Below are 17616 nucleotides of genomic sequence, written 5' to 3'. Positions count from 1 at the left end.
GACACGCCCCGGTCCGACCCAGCCCGACTCGATCCAGTCCGATCCGGTCCGGTCCGGTCCGTTCCAGTCCGTTCCAGTCCGGTCCGGTCCACCAGCGCCTCACGCGACCTGCCCGCCGTGCAGTTCCGTGTACGCGCCGCCCCGGTGCAGCAGTTCGTCGTGCGTGCAGTGCTCGCCCCGGGAACGGTGGTCGAGGGGTCGTTCGTACGACGCCGCCATGGACGGCGGTCCTCCCGGTGGTCGTGTCGGACCGTGGTCGTGTCGGACCGGTGCTGGTGGCGGAGCCGGTGGTCGTGTCAGACGGCGGCGTCGAGCTCCGCGAGTTCCGCGGCGGTCAGGACGAGGTCCGTGGCGGCGAGGGAGTCGAGGATGGTCTCCGGGCGGCTCGCGCCCGGGATCGGCACCACCACCGGCGACTTGGCGAGCATCCAGGCCAGGCACACCCGCTGCGGGCTGACCGCGTGGGCCTCGGCGACATGGGCGAAGGGTGCGTAGGAGGAGCCCAGTTCACGGGCGCGGGAGATGCCGCCGAGCGGGCTCCACGGCAGGAACGCGATGCCGAGCTCGTCGCACAGCCGCAGTTCGGGCTCGCTGGAGCGGAAGGCCGGGGAGAACTGGTTCTGCACGGAGACCAGTCGGCCGCCGAGGATCTCGTTCGCCTGCCTGATCTGCTCGGGGTTCGCGTTGGAGACGCCGGCGGCGCGGATCTTGCCCTCGTCCAGCAGCTCCCGCACCGCGCCGACGGACTCCGCGTACGGGATGCGGGGGTCGGGTCGGTGGAACTGGTACAGGTCGATCGCCTCGACGCCGAGCCGGCGCAACGACGCCTCGCAGGCCGCCTTGAGGTGGCCGGGGCTGCCGTCCACGGTCCAGCTGCCGTCGCCGGGGCGCAGATGGCCGCCCTTGGTGGCGACCAGGACGTCCCGGCCCCGGTCGTGGGTGGCGAGGGCCTTGGCGATCAGGGTCTCGTTGTGACCGACCTCGTCGGCGCCGAGGTGGTAGGCGTCCGCGGTGTCGATCAGCGTCACGCCGGCGTCGAGCGCGGCGTGCAGGGTGGCGAGGGAGCGCGCCTCGTCCGGCCGCCCCTCGATCGACATGGGCATGGCGCCCAGACCGATCGCGCTGACGTCCACGTCTCCGATGCGGCGGGTGTCCATGGGCGCGTGACCTCTCTCGACGGGGTACGAGGGAACTCCGGTGCCCCTGGGGGTGGTTGCGGCGCACCGGACGCGTTCCAGCGTGACCCGGCCGTCGGCCGCAGGTCCAATGGAAGAAACCGAACGCATTCAGCAGCACGACCACTGAATCCGGGAATCCGACCGCTGCGCCCCGGCGGGGGTGCGGGCACGGGTGCGGGGTGCGGGCGCAAGGTGCGGGCGCGGGCGCGAGGTGCGGGCGCGGCGAATTGTTCTCGGCCTATTCTCGGCCGGGTGAACCCGGAGCCCCCGACCCTGCGGTCCCTGCTGGCCTTCGAGGACGGCAACGCGGTGCGCCTGCTGTGCGCGCCCGCCGCGCCCGACACCGTCGTACGGCGGATCGCCGTCGGCCTGGACGATCTGAGTGCTGTTCAGGAAGGCGACGGCATCCTGCTGCTGGCCGTGGGCGCGGTCGCGAACGCCGAGACCGTGCGCGAGGCCGCCCGGCGGGGCGCCTGCGCCGTCGTCCTGGGCGACCCGGGTGAACCGGGCCATCCCTGTGCTCCCGGCGATCCCGGCGACGACGCCGATCCGGTGGCGGCGGCCCAGGAGACCGGCATCGCCCTGCTCGCCCGTGCCGAGGGCGCCGACTGGGCGGAGGCCGCCGCGCTGCTGAGGTCGGCTCTGTCCTACGTCCGAGCGGGAGTCGGCGACCACGACGACGCCGACGTCCTGCGCGGCCCGGAGGCGGCCCCGTCGCTCGCCGTGCTGGCGGCACGGGTCGCGGCGTACGTGAAGGGGTCGATCACCGTCGAGGACACGCGGTTGCGCGTGTTGGCCCACTCCGCGACCGGCCCGGCCGCCGACCCGCTGCGCCGGACGGTCATCCTCGGCGGCCGGGTGCCCGACTGGCGGGTCGCCGAGCTGCGCGCCAGCGGCCTGCTGCGCGCCCTGTGGACCTCGACGGACGTCATCCACCGGCCCGCCGACGGCGACAGTCCCGAGCGGCTGGTCGTCGCCGTGCGCAGCGGGCGGGAGGTCCTCGGCTCGATCTGGGCCGCGGCGGACGGCGCCGCGCTGGCCCCGGACGCGGCCCGGTATCTGCGTACGGCGGCCGGTCTGGCGGCTCCGCTGCTGGTGCGCGAGCGGCTGCGGGAGAGCGGCACGGCGCAGCGCCGGGAGGCCGCGCTGCGCGGGCTGCTGCACGGGCTCGGGGACCGGCGCACCCATGCCTGGTCGCTGGGGCTGTCGCCGGACGCGCCCTGCGCGGTGGTGGTCGCGCAGCGGCGCTCCGCCGGCCGGGCCGACGACCGGTCGCTGGACGTCCTCGTTCTGGAGCTGTCGGCGCACCGCCCGGGGACCGGCGTCCTGCGGGACGGCGACCGCCTCGTGCTGCTGGTCACCGGGGAGGCGTCGGCGGCGGACCACGAGAGGGCCGTACTGGCGCTCGTGCGCGAGCTCGACGCGGTCGTCTCGTCGCTGCCGGACGGGGCCGCGGTGTGGCTGGGCGTGGGGCCGGTGCTGCCGCCGGAGCGGGCCGCCGAGTCGCACGAGCGGGCGGTGCTGGTCGTGCGGGCGCTGCGGGAGCGGGAGGCCCGGGCGCTGGCCGCCGGGCGCCCGCGGCCCGCGCGGCACGCCGACGCGGCCGGGGTGGGCGCCTCGCTGGAGGTGCTGCGGATCCTGGACGCGGCGCGTCCCGTCTGGGAGTCCGGCGGCGGGCCCGTCCACGATCTGATCCGGGCGGACCTCGCCGCGGGCGGGGAGCTCGTACGGACCCTGGCGGCGTATCTGGACGCCGGGGGCGACGTCCCGGAGGCCGCCCGTCGGCTCGTCGTGCACCCCAACACGCTCCGCTACCGGCTGGGCCGGGTCGGGCAGCGCTACGGCGTGGACCTGGCCGATCCCGACGCCCGGCTGCTGCTGACCCTCGCGGTGCGGCTGGCTGTGCGGCCGACGGCGCCCTGACCTCGCGCGTGGACCCTTGCGGACCTCGCGCGTGGAGCTCGTGCGTGGACCCTCGTGCGTGGGCCCTTGCGTGGGGACCCTCGTACGTGGACACGAAGGTTCCGGTTGTCTTTGTGCAGGCCTCCAAAGACGCGCGGCCCCCGCCCGGGCGACTCTGGAGAGGTACCGCCGCAGTACCGCCCGCACTACCGCCGCACCACCGCCGCACCTGACGCCCCAGCGAAGGAGAACAGGCCGTGTCGCTCCCCACCGAGAACCTCGCGCTCGCAGTCCGGCAGGCCGTCGCCGAAGGGCTCCTCGGGGAGGAGCATCCGGTGGCCGGCTTCGTCGACGTGCAGGGCGTGCGCGGCACGGTCGCCGCCCTGCACGAGGCGTTCGCGCAGGTGCCGGACGTGCTGCACGCCTTCGCGGCCAAGGCCTGTCCGCTGGTGCCCGTGCTGCGGCTGCTGGCCGACGCCGGGATGGGCTGCGAGGTGGCGAGCCCCGGCGAGCTGCGGCTGGCGCTGGACGCGGGGTTCGCGCCGGCCCGCATCGTGCTGGACTCGCCCGCCAAGACCCGGCAGGAGATCCGCGAGGCTCTCGCCCTGGGCGTCGCCCTGAACGCCGACAACCTCGCCGAGCTCGACCGGATCGACGCCCTGCGCCCGGCGGACTGCGCGTCCGTCATCGGACTGCGGGTCAATCCGCAGGTCGGCGGCGGGTCCATCGGCGCGATGAGCACGGCCACCGCGCACTCCAAGTTCGGCGTGGCCCTGCGCGACCCCGGGATGCGCGCCCGGGTCGTCGAGGCGTTCGCACGGCGGCCCTGGCTGACCCGGCTGCACGCGCACGTGGGCTCGCAGGGCTGCCCGCTGCCGCTGATCGCCGAGGGGCTCACGGCGGTCCACCGGCTCGCCGAGGAGATCGACGCGCACGTCGGCCACCGTCAGATCACCAGCCTCGACCTGGGCGGCGGGCTGCCGGTGAACTTCGCCGACGACATGGTCACCCCCACCTACGCCGAGTACGTGGCCGCGCTCACGGCCGTGGAGCCGGCGCTGCTGGACGGCCGCTACCAGGTGGTCACCGAGTTCGGCCGCTCCCTGATCGCCAAGAACGGCTTCACCGCCGCGCGCGTGGAGTACGTCAAGGACGCGGGCGGCCGCCGGGTGGCGCTCACCCACGCCGGCGGCCAGGTCGCCACCCGCACGGTGTTCATGCCGGACGCCTGGCCGCTGCGGGTGACCGCCTACGGCCCGGACGGCGCCCCCAAGGACACGCCCCTGCTCCCGCAGGACGTCGCCGGGCCCCTCTGCTTCGCCGGGGACGTGGTGGCGCACGAACGCCCGCTGCCGGAGCTCGCCGAGGGCGATCTGGTCGTGCTGCACGACACGGGCGGCTACTACTTCTCGGCGCACTGGTCGTACAACAGCCTGCCCCGGCCCGCGGTGTACGGCTGTCTGGTGCGGGACGGTCGGGTCGCGTTCACCACCATCCGGTCCGCGCAGACGGTGCGGGAGATCTCCGCGGAGAGCGGACTGGCCCACGCGGACGCCCTGCTGACGGGTCGCGCGACGCCTTCCCTGCGCTGACCGCGCACGGCGTCTCACCTGATGGCCGGGCGCCTCGCCCCGGGCGGCGTCCGTGTGCGAGGCTCACTCACGGTCGGCTTCCCCCGGGCCGCCGATCGCCGCGTCGTCTCGACACTGGGGAGAATCCACGTCATGCGCATAGGTCTGCTCGGCACCGGTCCCTGGGCGCACATGGTGTACGCCCCCGTCCTGAGCGCACACGACGGCCTCGACCTCGTCGGCGTGTGGGGCCGACGCCCGCAGGCCGCGAAGGAACTGGCGGAGGCTCACGGCGCCCAGGCCTACGACGACGTCGACGCCCTCCTCGCGGACGTGGACGCGGTGGCCGTGGCGCTGCCGCCGGACGTGCAGGCGGACCTCGCGGTACGGGCGGCGCGGGCCGGCTGTCACCTGCTGCTCGACAAGCCCGTCGCCACGAAGCCGGCGGGGGCCCGGGCCGTCGTGCAGGCCGTGGCGGAGGCGCGGGTCGCCTCGGTCGTCTTCTTCACCACCCGTTTCCTGTCCGACACCGGGGCCTGGATCGACAGACAGGCCGACGCCGGAGGGTGGTTCACGGCGCACGCGCAGTGGCTGGGGTCGGTGTTCGCCGACTCGGGCGACAGTCCGTTCGCCACGCCCTGGCGTGCGGAGAAGGGCGCCCTGTGGGACGTGGGTCCGCACGCGCTGTCGGTACTGCTGCCGATCCTCGGGGACGTGCGCCGGGTGTCGGCGGCGGCGCGCGGCCGCGGGGGCACCGTCCATCTGGTCCTGGACCATGCCGGCGGCGCGTCCAGCACGCTGACGCTCAGTCTGACGGCCCCGTCCGCGGCGTCGGGCGCGGACCTGGAGATCCGGGGGGAGGCCGGAACGTTCCGGCTCCCGGAGAGCTCCGAGGACGCCGCGACGGCGCTCGGCCGGGCCGCGGACGCGCTGATCGCGACGGCCCGCAGCGGACGTCCGCACCCCTGCGACGCCGCGTTCGGCCTGCGCGTCACGGAGATCCTCGCCGACGCCGAGGCCCTGCTGCCGGCCGACGCCGACTGACCTTCCGGGGGGGGCGGCCGGGCCGCTCAGTCGTCCTCGAACGGCTCGTCGCTCCACCGGAACCAGGCCCGGTCCCCCTCTATGTGCAGCAGGAACTCGGCGACCGGGCCGTCGGGCGAGGTCATGGACACCCGGCGGCGGATCTCGGCGTGGACCGTCTCCCACTCCTCCCAGTCCTCCTCCCGCACGAGGGCGAGTTCGCGGACGAAGAGGGGCTCGACGGCGCCGTACGCCGGTCCGGCGTCGAAGCGGCCCGACAGCCAGGGGAAGTCGGCGTCGTCGATGACGATCTCCCCGACCCGCTCCCGTCCCTCGATGTCCCGCACACACCAGACCTCGCCGTCGAACCCCATCACGCCTCCGTCACCCGCAGCCGGTCGCCTCACGGATCAGCATGCCAGCCGGGTCTGACACCGGTCCGTCAGCCGACGTCGCACTCACCTGACCTCGACGTTCACCCGGCCCGGAGACTCAGCCGACCTCGAAATTCACCCGCTCCCGTACGACGGGGTAGCCGGCCTTCGTGAAGTGCGCGGCCATGGGGAAGTTGCCCTGGTCGGTGGCGGCGGCGATGAACTCGGCGCCCCGCTCGACGAGGTGATGGGTGCATTCGGCGAGGAGGTCGTAGGCGTAGCCGTGGCCCCGGTGCTCCGGCAGGACGCCGATGAACCCGACGCAGGGTCCTGAGGGGTTGTGGGCCGGAATGTGGACGCCGGCCAACTCGCCGTCCGGGGTCCACGCGAGCTGCCACCACGCGCGCGGGGAGGGGCACCAGCGGAAGAAGTCCAGCTCCGACTGGGCCGCCCGGTCGAGGCCGCCCTCCTTGATCGCCCTGCGGGCGTGGGCGTCGAGGGTGTCGGAGTGGATGCGGCGCAGGGCGTCGAAGAACACCGCGTCGTCGGGTTCGGGACCGAACCGCAGACGGCCTGGGCGTTCGGGCAGCCCGCACTCCGGGGTCCAGCGGTACACGAACCGTTCCACCAGCTCGCGTTGGCCGGCTGCGCGGGCTGCGGCGCAGCGGGCCTCGGCGGCGGCCCGCACGGCGGGTTCCTCGCGCCAGCCGGCGGGCAGGACCAGGTCCAGGCCGACCTGCCAGGGCGCGGTGCGCAGCAGTTCGGCGCCGGCGTCCGCCTCGCCGTCGGCGAAGTCGAACCACTCGACGCACAGGGGCTCGGTGTCGTCGGGCCCGCCCCACCAGGCGGCCCGGGCGACGACCCGGCCGTCGCGCAGGGCGACGCGCTTCCACTGCGGGCGGTAGACGGCGCCGGCGAACGCCTCGGCGGCGCGCAGCGGGTCGGGCAGGGCGTCGAAGAGATGGACGTCGCTCTCGTCGAGAGCGCGGATGACCGGATCGGTCACGGATTCCTCCGGGTTGCGTACGACTGGTGCGCTCCCGGGCAGCTGACTGCGTCAGCGAAGGCACGCCGGGGTCACGGAGTGGGAGCGCGGGGTGAGGGCGGATCGCATGGCGCTCGCCTCCTTCCGTGGGTGTCCGGGCGTGCGGGACCCACCGTAGGGAGGGGCCGGGCGGTGCGTCGACCGGTTTTTCGGCGTGCGGCGGACGACGCCGGGGTGGAGCGTGGGAGATGTGGGACCAGTGCACGGGGAACCGCGGGGCTGGCTGCGGGGCGCGCCGCCGCCGCGCTGGGTGCGGGCGCTGCCGCTGGCGCTGATCGCGGGCGTCTGCGCGGCCACGCTGGCCAGCCCCGACCCGTTGGACATCGGCTTCCTGCTGGGCGCCATCCCGCCGCTCGCCGTGCTGTCGTACGGCCCGCTGGCGACCGCCCTTCTCGGCGCGGTCGTGGTCGTGATGCTCAATGTGCCGGCGTTCCGGCTCGACCAGCCGGGGCAGACCGATGTGCTGACGGTGGTGTTCGTGGCCGTGCTGAGCGTGTTCGTGGCGTTCGTGAGCCGTCGGCGGGACGTGCAGCTGGACACCGAGCGCACGATCGCCGAGGCGGCGCAGCGCGCCCTGGTGCCGCCGGTGCCGGATCGGGTGGGGCCGGTGCGCTGCGCGGGTCTGTACCGGGCGGCGGAGCGCGGGACGCTGGTCGGCGGCGACTTCTTCGACGTGCGGGAGAGCGTCCACGGGGTGCGGGCGGTGCTGGGCGATGTGCGGGGGCACGGGCTGGCGGCGGTGGCGACGGTGGCCTCGCTGCTCGGCGCGTTCCGGGAGGCGGCGCTGGACCAGCCGGATCTGGCGGCGGTGGCCGCCCGGCTCGACCGCCGGCTGGTGGTGGACTCGGCGCGGGTGGCGCACGCCGAGCTGTTCGCGACGGCCGTCCTGCTGGAGTTCACGCCTACCGCGGACGCCGTGCGCATCGTCGTCTGCGGCCATCCGCCGCCGGTGCTGCTGCGCGACGGCACGGCCGTCGAGGTGGACGTCGTCCCCTGGACGCCGCTGGGCCTGGGGCTGCCGGACATCACCCCGCTCACCACGCGGACGGTGCCGCTGCGGGCCGGCGACCGCCTGTTCCTCGCCTCCGACGGCGTCTGGGAGGCCAGGGACACGACCGGCGCCTTCTACCCCCTCACGGCCCGCCTGCCCGCCCTCGCCGTCGACGCAGACCCGACCGACCGAGCCGACCCGACCGACCCCACCGACCCGTCTGATCCGACCGACCCCACCGACCCGTCTGATCCGACCGACTCTGACCCGTCTGATCCGTCTGATCCGGCCGACCTCGCCGACCGGGTCTGGGCCGACGTCGTACGCCACTCCCCCGCCGTCCGCGACGACGTCACGATGCTCGTCCTGACTCCTGTGCGTCGGATGCGTCCGACGTCGGGCTGAGGTTCTCGGCGTCGCCCTCGGCGTCGATGTGCGGCAGGATCCGGTCCAGCCAGTGCGGTGTCCACCAGGCGCGCGGTCCCAGCAGCGTCATCACCGCGGGCACCATGAGCAGCCGTACCACGGTGGCGTCGATCAGCACGCTGACGGCGAGGCCCAGGCCCAGCATCTTGACGACGATGTTGTCGCTGATGATGAACGCCGCGAACACGCTCACCATGATCAGCGCGGCGCAGGTGATGACTCGGGCGGTGATCTCCAGGGCGTGGGCCACGGAGTCCTTGGCGTCGCCGGTGCGCAGCCAGTTCTCGTGGACGCGGGAGAGCAGGAAGATCTCGTAGTCCATGCTGAGGCCGAAGATGATCGCGAACATCATCATCGGCACATAGCTCTCGATGGGCACGTCGCCGTTGACGCCCAGCGCGGGACCGCCCCAACCCCACTGGAAGACGGCGACGACCACGCCGTACGAGGCCGTGATGGACAGGACGTTGAGGACGGCGGCCTTGACGGCGACCAGGAGGCCGCGGAAGACGGCGAGGATGATCAGGAAGGCGAGGCCGACGACCACACAGATGATCAGGGGCAGCCGACTGGCGACGATGTCGCGGAAGTCGACCTGGGCGGCCGTGGTGCCGGTGACATAGCCCTTGGCGTCGTAGCCGGAGACCGCCTCGGGCAGGGTCGTGTCCTTGAGCCTGTTCGTCAGGCCGGTGGTGACGGCGTCCTGCGGGGCCTGCGTGGAGTAGACGGTGGCGAGCAGCACGTCGCCGTCCTGGGTGGTCGTCAGCGGGGTGACGGTGTCCGCGTCGGGCACGGCGTTCAGGGTCTTCTGCGCCTGGGACTGGAGGTCGGCGCGTTTGTCGGAGGGGACGGACGTCTGGTCGATGACGACGGTGAGGGGCCCGTTGGAGCCGGGGCCGAAGGCGTCGGTCATCAAGTCGTAGGCCCGCCGGTCGGTGAAGGAGGTCGGGTCGGCTCCGTCGCCGATGTGACCGAGCTGGATGGAGAAGACGGGGATGGCGAGGATCGCGATGACGGCGACGCCGCCTCCGAGGTACTGCCAGGGTCTGCGCTCGACGCGCTTGGCGTAGCGGTGCCAGGTGCCGTGCGGGGTGGCGCCCGGTTCGGCGTCGGTCTCGGCGACGGGTGTGCGCACGTGCCAGCGGTCGATGTGGTGGCCGATGAGCCCGAGCAGGGCGGGGACGAGGGTGAGGGCGCCGATGACGGCGGAGACCACGGTGATGGCGGCGGCGAGGCCGAGTTTGCCGATGAAGGACACGCCGGACGCGTACAGGCCCATCAGTGCGATGATCACGGTGGTGCCGGAGACCAGGACGGCGCGGCCGCTGGTGGCGGTGGCGTGTCCGGCGGCCTCGGCGGGATCGGCGCCGTTCATCAGGGTCTGCCGGTGCCGGGTGATCAGGAACAGGGCGTAGTCGATGCCCACGCCGAGGCCGATCATGGTGGCGAGGGTCGGGGAGACGGTCGCGAAGGTGAACGCGGCGGCCAGCAGCCCCAGGACGGCGAGTCCGCCGACGACACCGATCAGTGCGGTGACCAGGGGCAGACCGGCCGCGATGACACTGCCGAAGCCGATGAGCAGGACGACGACGGCGACCGCGAAACCGATCAGCTCGCTGATCCGGTCGTTGGCCTCGGGCCGGGCCAGTTCGCCGAGAGAGCCGCCGTACTCGACCTCGGCGCCGGCCGACCGCAGCGGCTGGACGGCCTTGTCGACGCCGTTCAGGTAGTCGTCGCCGAGGGTGTTGGGCTGTTTGTCGAAGCGGACGGTGACGTAACCGGTCTTGCCGTCGCTCGACACCGGGCCGACCTTGGTCGGGGACTGCGAGAGGGGGTTCTGCACCGAGAGCACATGGGGCAGCTTCTGCAGGTCGCCGACCGTGGTGGACATCTGCGAGCTCAGCGCGCTCAGGGCCTGCTTGTCGTCGTGCAGGACGATCTGGGCGCTGTAGCCGCCGGCCTGCGGGTCGTGCTCCTTGAGGACCTCGAGGCCCTTCTCGGACTGGGTGTCCGGAAGCTGGAAGTTGTCCTCGTAGGTACCGCCGACGGCGCGGTCGATCAGCTGGAGGGCGACCAGGGCCACCAGCCACGCGATGATGACGATCAGGAAGTGACGGGCGCACCAGGCGCCGAGCCTGCGCAGTCCCCCGCGTCGCGGTTTCCCGGCGGTGGTGGGTGCCATAGCGCCCATTGGACACCAGCTTGATCTTCCCGGCATCTCGGACCGGATCGGTCCGAGATATGCGGGATCCGACCGGGATCTCCCCGATCGGGATTGCAGGGTGCGGCTCCAGGATGAATGGTGTTAGTACATTCCTTCGGACGCGAGGAGCAGACATCATGCCGACGTCACAGCCAGGCGCCGCCCGGCCCTCCCCGGACCGCGTCACCCCGGACAACCTGCTCCACACGCGCACCGGCACCGAGGTGTCGCCGGAGGACATGGTCCTGGCCACGGGCCGGGACCTGACCCCGCGCAACCTCGAGTGGGCCAGGCGCAAGCTCGCCGAGGAGGGCCCCGGCGCGATCGAGAAGCTGCTGCCCTAGAAACCGCTGAAACGGCTGGAAGCCGCTGGAATCCCCTACGCCCTTTCCCTGCGGGCACCCGCACTGTCAGACTCCCGAGGGTGCCCGACTTCGACATGCTCGTCATCGGATCCGGTCCCGGCGGCCAGAAGGCGGCCATCGCCGCGGCCAAACTGGGTCGCCGGGTCGCCGTCGTAGACCGCCCCGACATGGTCGGCGGGGTCTCCCTCCACACCGGCACCATTCCCTCCAAGACCCTGCGCGAGGCGGTGCTGTACCTCACCGGTCTCACCCAGCGCGATCTGTACGGGCAGAGCTATCGCCTGAAGGAGGACATCACCGTCGCCGACCTGACCGCGCGCACCCAGCACGTGGTCGGGCGCGAGATCGACGTCATCCGCAGCCAGCTGTCCCGCAACCACGTCTCGCTGTTCGCCGGCACAGGCCGGTTCGTCGACGACCACACGATCGCCCTGCGGGAGATCACCGGTCAGGATCGGCTGATCAGCGCCGAGCACATCGTGATCGCCACGGGGACGCGGCCGGCCCGGCCGGACAGCGTGGAGTTCGACGAGCGGACCATCCTCGACTCCGACAACGTCCTGACGATCGAGCGGGTCCCGCGGTCCATGGTCATCGTGGGCGCGGGCGTCATCGGCATGGAGTACGCCAGCATGTTCGCCGCGCTCGGCAGCAAGGTGACGGTGGTGGAGAAGCGGGCCGGGATGCTCGACATGTGCGACGTCGAGGTCATCGAGTCGCTCAAGTACCACCTGCGGGACCTGGCGGTCACCTTCCGGTTCGGGGAGACCGTCGCCGCCGTCGAACGCCATCCGCGGGGCACGCTGACCGTGCTGGCCAGCGGCAAGAAGATACCGGCGGACGCGGTGATGTACTCGGCGGGCCGGCAGGGCCTCACCGACGAACTCGACCTGGACAAGGCGGGGTTGGCGGCGGACCCGCGCGGCCGGATCGAGGTCGACGAGCAGTACCGGACGCAGGTGCCGCACATCTACGCCGTCGGTGACGTCATCGGCTTCCCGGCGCTGGCGGCGACGGCGATGGAGCAGGGGCGGGCGGCCGCCTACCACGCCTTCGGCGAGCCGGTCGGGGGGATGCACCGGCTCCAGCCGATCGGCATCTACACCATCCCGGAGATCAGCTTCGTGGGCCGTACGGAGGATCAACTCACCGAGGACTCGGTGCCGTTCGAGGTGGGCGTCGCGCGCTACCGCGAGCTGGCCCGGGGGCAGATCATCGGCGACGCGCACGGGATGCTGAAGCTGCTGGTCTCTCCGGTGGACCGGACGCTGCTCGGGGTGCACTGCTTCGGCACCGGGGCGACCGAGCTGATCCACATCGGGCAGTCCGTGATGGGCTGCGGCGGCACGGTCGACTATCTGGTCGACGCGGTGTTCAACTACCCGACGCTGGCGGAGTCGTACAAGGTCGCGGCCCTGGACGCCACCAACCGGCTGCGCCAACTGGACCGGATCGGGGACTGATCGGGGACTGACCTGGGCTGGGGGAGAAGTTGCGGGCGGGCGCACGTTACCCGCCCGTCAATCTTGAAAGCTCAACAGTTGGGGCTATCATCACTCGCACACTCGGTGTGACCGTCCGCTGACGCAGTGCCGAACGCAGAAACAGTGCGCCCCACCCCCCCCTACGCCGTCGGGCGGTTCCCGCTCCGGTCGCGTGCACGACGGAAAGCAGCACGAGCATGAGCAACGGCACCGGAAGAGGGCTGCAGGCGAACGTCCTGGGCACCTTCGACACGGTGGTGATGGCGGTCGCGGGCAGCGCACCGGCGTACTCCATCGCCGCCACCACGGCGGTCCTGGCCGGCGCGGTGGGCCTGGCCGGCCCGGCGGCGCTGCTGTACTGCGCGATACCGATGCTGGGCATCGCGCTGGCGTTCAGCAGACTCGGCCGGATCGACGTCAACGCGGGGGCCAGCTACTCCTGGGTGGGGCGCACCCTCCATCCGTTCCTGGGCTTCCTCAGCGGCTGGGCGCTGGTGGTCTCGGCGACCCTCTTCATGGTGGCGGGGTCCCTGCCCGCCGGGTCGATGACCCTCGCCCTCTTCGACGAGGGGCTCGCCGACGACACGGCGCTGTCGACCCTCGTGGGCGCCGCCTGGTTCCTGGTGATGCTGGCGGTGGTGCTCGGCGGGGCGAGGCTCACCGTCCGCGCGCAGCTGGTCATGTCGGGCGTGGAACTGGCCGTGCTCGCGCTGTTCGCGGTGCTCGCCCTCGTCCACTCGGACACCTCGCTGCCGTTCGACTGGTCCTGGCTCGGCTTCGGCCACTTCGACGGCGTGTCCGGGTTCGCGTCGGGCGCGCTGGTCGCCGCGTTCTACTACTGGGGCTGGGACGTCACCAGCAACCTCAGCGAGGAGACCCGCGACAGCCGCCGCACGACCGGTCTCGCCGGGCTGATCGGGGTGGGCGTCGTCTTCCTGCTGTTCGAGGTGTTCACCATCGCGGCGAACGTGATCCTCACCTCGCAGCAGATCGAGGACAACGGCGCGAACGTGCTGGCGGTGCTCGGCGACGAGGTGTGGCCGGGGTGGGGCGGCAAGCTGCTGATCGTGGCCGTGATGCTGTCCACCGTCGCCACGCTGGAGACGACCCTGATCCAGGTCACCCGCTCACTGTTCGCGATGGGCCGCGACCGTACGATGCCATCCGCGCTGGGCCGGGTGCACCGCACGTGGAACACGCCCTGGGTGTCGATCGCGGTGGTCGGCGCGGTGGCGCTGGCGATGTTCGTCGCCTCCAACGCGCTGGGCTCGGTGGGCGACATCCTCGCCGACGCGATCTCGGCGATCGGTCTGCAGATCGCGGTCTACTACGGCCTCGCGGGTCTGGCGGCGGTCGTCGCCTACCGCAAGACACTGCTGAAGTCGCCGTCGGACTTCCTCCTCGGCGGGCTGTGGCCGCTGTTCGGCGCTCTGTTCATGTTCTGGATCCTCGTGGAGTCGCTCGGCGAGCTGGACTCCGCGGCGATCGCCATCGGCGTCGGCGGACTCGCGACGGGCCTGGCGCCGATGCTCTGGTACTGGCGGCAGGGCAGCGACTACTACCGGCCCGCCCGGCTGGACGCCTCGCGGACCGTCGAGGCCGACTACGCGCCCGACGGCCGCGCGGCCGCGCACGCCACCTCCTACGAGGGTCTCCCGACCGACTTCTGAGGGGGAACCCGATGGCGCGAGACCGTTTCGCTCCCGACTTCGACCCCGACTGCGGGGACAAGGCCCTCTCCTCCGCCCGGCACGACATCGTCATCGGCCGCTGGCGGGGCCTGCGGGAGCTGTTGCTCACGACCGGCCCCGACTGGCTCGCCCGGGGCCACCGGGTCCGGCTGCTGGCACAGGCCTGCGCGGGCAGCTCGACCGCGGAGAGCTGGCTGGCCGCCGAACCGAACAGCGGCGACGCGCTGGTGCTGCGCGCGGCCACGGAGACGGCCCGGGCGTTCAACCTGGCCATCGCCGCGGGCCGGGGCGCGCAGATCGACCGGAACCGGATCGACGGCGCGGTGCTGGCGTGCCTGGCGGCCACCGAGGCGTACCTGGACGACCCGACGCCGTGGGTGTCACTGATCTCGGTCGCCCGGCTGTACCCGTCGGGGGTGCGCCGGCAGGAACTGGCGCGCTGGTGGGACGAGTTGCACCGGCGGGACCCCTACAGCGCGGAGGGCCACCTCCAGGTGCTGCACTACTACTCCGCCCGCTGGCACGGCTCGCACGGCCTGATGTACGACTTCGCCCGCGACGCGGCGGGCGTGGCCCCGCGGGGCTGCCCGCTGCCGGTGCTGGTGCAGTACGCGCGCGTCGAGGAGTACCGCCACGCCCTCGACGCGACGCCGGGCCGGTCCGCGCCGGTGGGCCTGGGTCAGCACTGGAACAACGACGGCGCGGTCAGCGACGTCCGGCGCACCTGGGACCGCTGGATCATGGGCCGCAGGGAGAACGCCGTGGCCCCCGGCGAGCTGCGCGACCTCAGCCATCTGGCGCACGCGGCGTGTCTGGCCGGCGCGGAGGACGTGGCGGCGCCCCTCCTGCGCGTCCTGGGACGCCGGGCCACCCCCACCCCCTGGTCGCTCACCGGGGATCCGGCACAGCAGATCGTCCGCTGGCGCAAGGAGTGGGGCGTGCGCGAGTGAGCCTCGGGTTACCTGGGCCGCGGTAACCGGCGGTCCGGCCGGCCGCGGCGGGCGCACGCTCGTCCCAGGTGACGGTGCGTCACCACAGGCAAGGGAGGACCCATGACCGTTTCGCTTCAGATGCTGGCCGACGAACTCGCCGCGCTGCGCCCCCGGTTGGACGAGGTGAGTCTGGGCATCCACGCCCGGCCGGAGCTGAAGTTCGCCGAGTACCACGCCCAACAGGCGCTGACCGACTGGCTGATCGAGTCGGGATTCACGGTGTCGGCGGGCGTCGGCGGGCTCGACACGGCGTTCGTGGCAGTGCACGAGGGCAGCGCGCCGGGACCGTACGTCGCCGTCCTCGCGGAGTACGACGCGCTGCCCGGCGTCGGACACGGCTGCGGGCACAACCTGATCGGGGCGGGCGGCGCGGCGGCCGCGATCGGCCTGGTGCGGGCGCTGCCCGGGCATCCGGGGACGGTCGCCGTGATCGGCACGCCCGGCGAGGAGACGGGCGGGGCCGGGAAGGTGCGGCTGGCCGAGGCGGGGGTGTTCGACGGGGTCGACGCGGCGGTGATGTTCCACCCCTCCGACCGGTCGGTGACCACCCAACACGCCCTGGCCGCAGCCCACTTGCGGGTCGCCTTCGCAGGCCTCAGCGCGCACGCGGCGAAGTCGCCCTGGGAGGGGCGCAGCGCGCTCGCCGCCGTGCAGGTGTTCCTGCACGCCATCGACGCGCTGCGGCAGTTCGTGCCGCCGACCGCCCGGCTGCACGGCATCGTCTCGGACGGCGGCCAGGCCCCGAACGTGGTGCCCGCCCGCGCCGCGGTCGACCTGTACGTGCGGGACCGTACGACCGCGGCGGCCGAGGCGCTGGTCGAGCGGGTGCGCAGCGCGGCCGAGGGCGCTGCGCTGGCGACGGGGACGCGGGCGGAGGTGACCGAGACGGGTCCCTTGTACGCGGAGCGCCGCGACAACCCGGTGCTCGCCGCGCACTTCGGCGCGGCCGTGCGCGCACTGGGCCTGGACATCGCGCCCGACACCCCGGACGCGCCCGCCGGCTCCTCCGACATCGGCAACCTCTCCCAGCTCCTCCCGGTCGTCCACCCGTACGTCCAGATCGCCGAGGCCGGTACGCCCGCCCACTCGGAGGCGATGCGGGAGGCGGCGGCGACGCCCTTCGCGCACGACCGCGCCCAGCTCGCCGCGACCGGGCTCGCCAAGGTGGCCGCCGACCTGCTCACCGATCCGGAGCTGCTCGCCGAGGTGCGCGCGGAGTTCGGGGCCGTGAGCGCGGCGGCCCGGTGACCCCGGGCCTTTCGTAGACTCCCCGACCATGTCGGTCGTGATCGTCCTGGACGGCGCCGTGCGCGGCCGCCTCAGCGTCACCGTGTCGCCCTTCGCGGAACTGGCCGCGTGTCTGCACGTCCTGACCGGGCACGCCCACCACGCCGGCCGCTCCGCGTGGGCCGAGCAGGTGACCGGCTCGGCGCCGCCCGGGTTCCGGGCGGGGTTGCGCCGGTTCGCCCCGCTGTGGACGGCGCTGCGCTGGCGGGCCTTCTACCCGGGCCTGGACGCCTCGGCCCCGCCGGGCCACGGGGCGTCGCCGGGCGCGCTGCCGCTGGACCGGTTCGCCGAACTCACCGCGTACACCTGTGTGAGCGGCTACCACGGCTTCGCCTTCGACCGGGTGCTGCGCGATCCGGCGCAGGCGGCCGCGCTGCGGCAGGCCGCGTCGGGGCTCGCCGGGCCCCATCTGCGGCTCGCGGAGGACCTGTTGCGCGATCCGCGGGCGTTGCGCGCGGACATCGCCGACTTCGTCGACCTGTGCCGGCGGGTCTTCTTCGACGCGCTGTGGGCGGACACCGAGCCGGTGTTGGCCCGGGCCGCGCACCAGGTGCGCCGGCGTCTGGCGGACGAGGGGCCGGCGGCGGCGCTGGCGGCGCTGAGCCCCTCCAGCGCCCGGGTCGACAGCGGCACGGCGGGCGGACCCGAGCGGGTCGTCTTCGACAAGGTGCACCACGCGGTCGTCAGCCCGGCGCGTACGCCGGTCGTCCTCATCCCCACCCTGTTCGGCGCCCCGCATCTGCTGGTGAAGAACGAGCCGGGCCTGCCGCCCGTCGTGCACTTCCCCGTGGTGGCCCCGGACGTGGGCGTCACGCTCGCCCGCAGCCGCATGCTGGCGCTCACCGACCCCCGCCGGGTCCGCCTGTGCCGGCTGATCGCCCGCCAGGCGATGCCCACCGCCGACCTGGCCGCCCGGCTGTCGATGACCCGCCCGCAGGTCTCCCGCCATCTGCGCGTCCTGCGGGACCTGGGCCTGGTGCGCGTGGAGCGCCACGGCCGGTACGTCCACTACGGTCTGGACCTCGCGGCGGTCGAGCGGATCGGGCGGGACGTGGCGGTGGCGCTGCAGTACTGAGCCGTCGTG

Annotated in this window: 14 protein-coding genes; 10 read left to right on the top strand and 4 right to left on the bottom strand. The window is 73.4% G+C overall.

The window, feature by feature from the left end; genetic code table 11:
* Window positions 1–296: 296 nt before the first annotated feature.
* Complete coding sequence (locus OG562_RS40425) at window positions 297–1157, bottom strand: aldo/keto reductase (RefSeq protein WP_266406948.1); 861 nt, start codon at window positions 1155–1157, stop codon at window positions 297–299.
* Between the two features lie 273 nt (window positions 1158–1430).
* On the opposite strand from OG562_RS40425, the gene OG562_RS40420 reads away from it, so the two are divergent.
* From OG562_RS40420 to OG562_RS40410, 3 genes are all read left to right on the top strand, one after another.
* Window positions 1431–3101 (top strand): CdaR family transcriptional regulator, encoded by a 1671-nt coding sequence (locus tag OG562_RS40420; RefSeq protein ID WP_266406946.1) that lies wholly within the window; start codon window positions 1431–1433, stop codon window positions 3099–3101.
* Between the two features lie 236 nt (window positions 3102–3337).
* Complete coding sequence (locus OG562_RS40415; RefSeq protein ID WP_266406944.1) at window positions 3338–4672, top strand: diaminopimelate decarboxylase; 1335 nt, start codon at window positions 3338–3340, stop codon at window positions 4670–4672.
* A 132-nt stretch (window positions 4673–4804) separates the two neighbouring features.
* Window positions 4805–5695 (top strand): Gfo/Idh/MocA family protein, encoded by an 891-nt coding sequence (locus OG562_RS40410; RefSeq protein ID WP_266406942.1) that lies wholly within the window; start codon window positions 4805–4807, stop codon window positions 5693–5695.
* A 26-nt stretch (window positions 5696–5721) separates the two neighbouring features.
* On the opposite strand, the gene OG562_RS40405 is transcribed toward OG562_RS40410, so the two are convergent.
* Both OG562_RS40405 and OG562_RS40400 read right to left on the bottom strand, forming a co-directional pair.
* Window positions 5722–6048, bottom strand: a complete 327-nt coding sequence (locus OG562_RS40405; RefSeq protein ID WP_266406941.1) for a hypothetical protein — start codon at window positions 6046–6048, stop codon at window positions 5722–5724.
* A gap of 118 nt (window positions 6049–6166) precedes the next feature.
* Window positions 6167–7054 (bottom strand): GNAT family N-acetyltransferase, encoded by an 888-nt coding sequence (locus tag OG562_RS40400; protein ID WP_266406939.1) that lies wholly within the window; start codon window positions 7052–7054, stop codon window positions 6167–6169.
* A 229-nt stretch (window positions 7055–7283) separates the two neighbouring features.
* Between OG562_RS40400 and OG562_RS40395 the strand changes: the two genes are divergently transcribed.
* A complete protein-coding gene (locus tag OG562_RS40395; RefSeq protein WP_266406937.1) occupies window positions 7284–8489 on the top strand; it encodes a PP2C family protein-serine/threonine phosphatase in 1206 nt (401 codons plus the stop codon).
* Here OG562_RS40395 and OG562_RS40390 read toward each other — a convergent pair.
* On the bottom strand, window positions 8437–10701 hold the full coding sequence (locus OG562_RS40390; protein WP_266406935.1) for an MMPL family transporter: 2265 nt from the start codon (window positions 10699–10701) through the stop codon (window positions 8437–8439). The two genes, OG562_RS40395 and OG562_RS40390, sit on opposite strands and share 53 nt — an antisense overlap.
* Window positions 10702–10850: 149 nt before the next feature.
* Between OG562_RS40390 and OG562_RS40385 the strand changes: the two genes are divergently transcribed.
* From OG562_RS40385 to OG562_RS40360, 6 genes are all read left to right on the top strand, one after another.
* A complete protein-coding gene (locus tag OG562_RS40385) occupies window positions 10851–11057 on the top strand; it encodes a hypothetical protein (RefSeq protein WP_266406934.1) in 207 nt (68 codons plus the stop codon).
* Window positions 11058–11137: 80 nt separating this feature from the next.
* Entirely contained in the window at window positions 11138–12541 is a 1404-nt protein-coding gene (gene sthA, locus OG562_RS40380) for a Si-specific NAD(P)(+) transhydrogenase (RefSeq protein ID WP_266406933.1), read from the top strand.
* 218 nt (window positions 12542–12759) lie between these two features.
* Window positions 12760–14232 (top strand): APC family permease, encoded by a 1473-nt coding sequence (locus OG562_RS40375; RefSeq protein WP_266406931.1) that lies wholly within the window; start codon window positions 12760–12762, stop codon window positions 14230–14232.
* Between the two features lie 11 nt (window positions 14233–14243).
* The gene (locus OG562_RS40370; protein ID WP_266406929.1) at window positions 14244–15203 is read left to right on the top strand and encodes a hypothetical protein; all 960 of its coding nucleotides are present in this window, start codon (window positions 14244–14246) and stop codon (window positions 15201–15203) included.
* Window positions 15204–15305: 102 nt separating this feature from the next.
* Window positions 15306–16493: a M20 family metallopeptidase gene (locus tag OG562_RS40365; RefSeq protein WP_266406927.1), complete on the top strand. Its 1188-nt coding sequence runs from the start codon at window positions 15306–15308 to the stop codon at window positions 16491–16493.
* A 28-nt stretch (window positions 16494–16521) separates the two neighbouring features.
* On the top strand, window positions 16522–17607 hold the full coding sequence (locus OG562_RS40360) for a DUF5937 family protein (protein ID WP_266406925.1): 1086 nt from the start codon (window positions 16522–16524) through the stop codon (window positions 17605–17607).
* Window positions 17608–17616 lie beyond the last annotated feature (9 nt).

The organism is Streptomyces sp. NBC_01275 (assembly GCF_026340655.1).
In the GTDB taxonomy this organism is placed as follows: domain Bacteria; phylum Actinomycetota; class Actinomycetes; order Streptomycetales; family Streptomycetaceae; genus Streptomyces.
The sequence above is the reverse complement of the archived record's forward strand: the minus strand, read 5'-3'. Positions and strand labels throughout refer to the sequence as shown.